The sequence below is a fragment of the Stenotrophomonas sp. TWI602 genome (assembly GCF_039674045.1).
Taxonomy (GTDB): domain Bacteria; phylum Pseudomonadota; class Gammaproteobacteria; order Xanthomonadales; family Xanthomonadaceae; genus Stenotrophomonas.
In genome coordinates, this window is sequence record NZ_JBDJMT010000047.1 from 1 (window position 1) to 2,901 (window position 2,901).

Genomic DNA, 2,901 nt, shown 5'->3' on the forward strand with positions numbered 1-2,901 from the left:
CGTGGGCCGGTTGGTGCGGGCGGGGGGGGGGCTCGTATTTAACTTGGTTTTGGTTTTGGGTGGGGGCGGCCCCGGGCCCGGCACTACCGTCGTTGAATGCGTGCGTCCCACGCGCATCGCCGTCTGCGCGCTACCCGATTGACACACAAGCACGCGATAATGACGCGGTGACCACCGCCCATGCCGCATCCTCTACCGGATAGCGGCCTTTTTCTTTTTCCGCAGGAGCTGCGCATGGCCGAAGCCGTACGCCACGACAAGACGGCGCGCCAGCTGCGGCTGTTGTCCGATGCACTGGACAGCGGGCGGCTGGGTCCGGTCCGTCGGTTGGTCAATACCCTGGCGCCGGCGGAAATCGGCAACCTGCTCGAATCGCTGCCGCCGGGCAAGCGTGAGATCGTCTGGGGCCTGGTGGATCCGGAAGACGACGGCGAGGTACTGGTCCACGTCGGCGAAGAAGTGCGCGAAAGCCTGCTGGCCGACATGGACCCGGACGAGATCATCGCCGCGGTCGAAGATCTGGACATCGATGACCTGGCCGATCTGGTCGAAGACCTGCCGGACACGGTCATCGATGAAGTGCTCAAGTCGATGGACCGCGAGAACCGCGAGCGGCTTGAGCAGGTGCTGTCCTATCCCGAAGACAGCGCCGGCCGCCTGATGAACCCGGACGTGGTGACCGTGCGCGCCGACGTCAATGTCGATGTGGTGCTGCGCTACCTGCGCCTGCGCGGCGAACTGCCCGACCACACCGATCACCTGTTCGTGGTCAGTCGCCGCCACCAGTACCTGGGCCGCCTGTCGCTGGCCGCGCTGGTGACGCACGAGGACAACACCCCGATCAACCGCCTGATCGATGACGAGCAGCCGGCGATCGATGTCGGCGAGAGCGCCGATGAAGTCGCGCGCCAGTTCTCCGATCATGACTGGGTGTCCGCCCCGGTGGTGGACGACAACAACATCCTGCTCGGCCGCATCACCATCGATGACGTGGTCGACATCATCCGGTCGCAGGCCGAGCACCAGGCGCTGGGCGCCGCCGGCCTGGATGAAGAAGAAGATCTGTTCTCGCCGATCAAGCGCGCCGTGCGCGGTCGCGTGGTCTGGCTGGGCATCAACCTGTGCACCGCGTTCCTGGCGGCCAGCGTGATCGGCCAGTTCGAGCTGACCCTGCAGAAAGTGGTGGCGCTGGCCGTGCTGATGCCGATCGTGGCCGGCGTGGGCGGCAATGCCGCCGTGCAGGTGCTGACCCTGATGGTGCGCGGCATCGCGCTGGGCCAGGTCGGCCAGAGCAACGCGCGCATCCTGCTGTGGAAGGAATCACGCGTCGCCTTGATCAACGGCACCCTGATCGGCACCGTGGTCGGCATCATCGCCTACCTCTGGTTCCACAGCTTCCTGCTGTCGCTGGTGATCACCCTGGCGCTGATCATCAACTTCTGCGCCGCGGCCCTGGCCGGTGTGCTGCTGCCGCTGCTGCTCAAGCGCATGAACGTGGACCCGGCCGTGGCCGGTACCGTGGTGGTGACCGCTGTCACCGATGTCATGGGCTTCTTCAGCTTCCTCGGCCTGGCCAGCCTGATCCTGCTGCACTGACCCTGGACACCGCATGGCCCTGACCCTCGACAACTACTTCCAGCCCGGCTGGCGCGACGCGACGTATACCTGCGCCGCCTGCGAATGGCAGGGCAGCGCGCGGCAGATGCCGATGGAACTGCACGAAGACGAAGCGCAGTTCGACTGCCCGCAGTGCGAGAACCCGATCCTGCTGGTGGTCCACCCCAGTCTGGCGCAGGTGCAGGCGGCCGCCGCCGACGGTCACCCCGAGGCGATTGAACAGCTGGACATCCTGGCTGCGGCCCCGCGCCCGCACTGATGCACTGCAAGATGCTCCGGCGCGCCACCGGGCCTAGACTGAAAACGATTTCAATCAAGGCACGACAATGGCACGACGTTGGAGTGGATGGCTGCTCTGGGCAGTGGCGATGATGACGGTGGCCGGCTGCGCGAGCACCCCGGCGGCCTCCGGTGGCCAGTTCGTCGGCCGTGCGGTCAAGGTGGATGGCCATACCGCGTATTACCAGGTGTTCGTGCCGCGCAACGCCGCCGCCTCACGCGGCCAATTGCCGGTCGTCCTGTTCCTGCATGGCTCCGGTGAGCGTGGCCGCGACGGCCGCCGCCAGACTCAGGCCGGGCTTGGGCCCTACCTGCGCCAGCACACCTCCACCTTCCCCGCGCTGGTGGTGTTGCCGCAGACCCCGGATGACCAGGAATGGTCGGGCGAGAACAACCGCATCGCGCTGGCTGCACTGGATGCCGCCATCGCCGAGTTTGGGGCCGACCCGCAGCGGCAGTACCTGACCGGGATGTCGATGGGCGGCTACGGCAGCTGGAACATCGCGCTGGCCGAACCGACCCGCTTCGCCGCCATTGTGCCGGTCTGCGGCGCGGTGCTGTCCCCGCACCAGAGCCGCCCGGACCTGCAGGTGGAGGCCGTGGCCGGCCAGCGCGACCCGTACGCCGCCATTGCCCAGCGCCTGCGCAACGTCCCGATCTGGATGTTCCATGGCGCGCTGGACGACCTGGTACCGCCGGATGACGACCGCAAGCTGCACGCCGCGTTCCAGCAGGCCGGTGCGAAGGACGTGCGCTACACCGAGTACCCCGAAGGCAACCACAACGCCTGGGACGCCACCTATGCCGATGCGGCGATGTGGGCGTGGATGTTCGCGCAGAACCGTTGATGGATCACGGTGGCCGCGACGCTTGACGGGTGGCCACGATCGGTAGTGCCGGCCGCTGGCCGGCTCTGCAGAGGTCCCGGTAGTGGGGGGCGCGGGGCGGCGGGGGCCCCCACCCCCAGACGGAGGCCCCCCCCCGGGGGGGGCGCCCCCCCGCCGC

The 2,901-nt window shown here is 67.9% G+C and carries 3 protein-coding genes; all 3 read left to right on the top strand.

Translation table 11 applies throughout. From position 1 onward, the window contains the following. Positions 1 to 234: 234 nt before the first annotated feature. On the top strand, positions 235 to 1,596 hold the full coding sequence (gene mgtE / locus ABE483_RS18880; RefSeq protein WP_123728558.1) for a magnesium transporter: 1,362 nt from the start codon (positions 235 to 237) through the stop codon (positions 1,594 to 1,596). A gap of 13 nt (positions 1,597 to 1,609) precedes the next feature. Then, positions 1,610 to 1,876, top strand: coding sequence for a hypothetical protein (locus tag ABE483_RS18885; RefSeq protein ID WP_152153549.1), 267 nt, complete (start codon positions 1,610 to 1,612; stop codon positions 1,874 to 1,876). 67 nt (positions 1,877 to 1,943) lie between these two features. Further along, positions 1,944 to 2,744 (top strand): prolyl oligopeptidase family serine peptidase, encoded by an 801-nt coding sequence (locus ABE483_RS18890; RefSeq protein ID WP_346482186.1) that lies wholly within the window; start codon positions 1,944 to 1,946, stop codon positions 2,742 to 2,744. Positions 2,745 to 2,901: the final 157 nt, after the last annotated feature.

What these genes read in the sequence shown, in the direction of transcription:
- mgtE (WP_123728558.1), top strand. Translation starts at nt 235, where the DNA reads ATGGCCGAAGCCGTACGCCACGACAAGACGGCGCGCCAGCTGCGGCTG.
- ABE483_RS18885 (WP_152153549.1), top strand. Translation starts at nt 1,610, where the DNA reads ATGGCCCTGACCCTCGACAACTACTTCCAGCCCGGCTGGCGCGACGCG.
- ABE483_RS18890 (WP_346482186.1), top strand. Translation starts at nt 1,944, where the DNA reads ATGGCACGACGTTGGAGTGGATGGCTGCTCTGGGCAGTGGCGATGATG.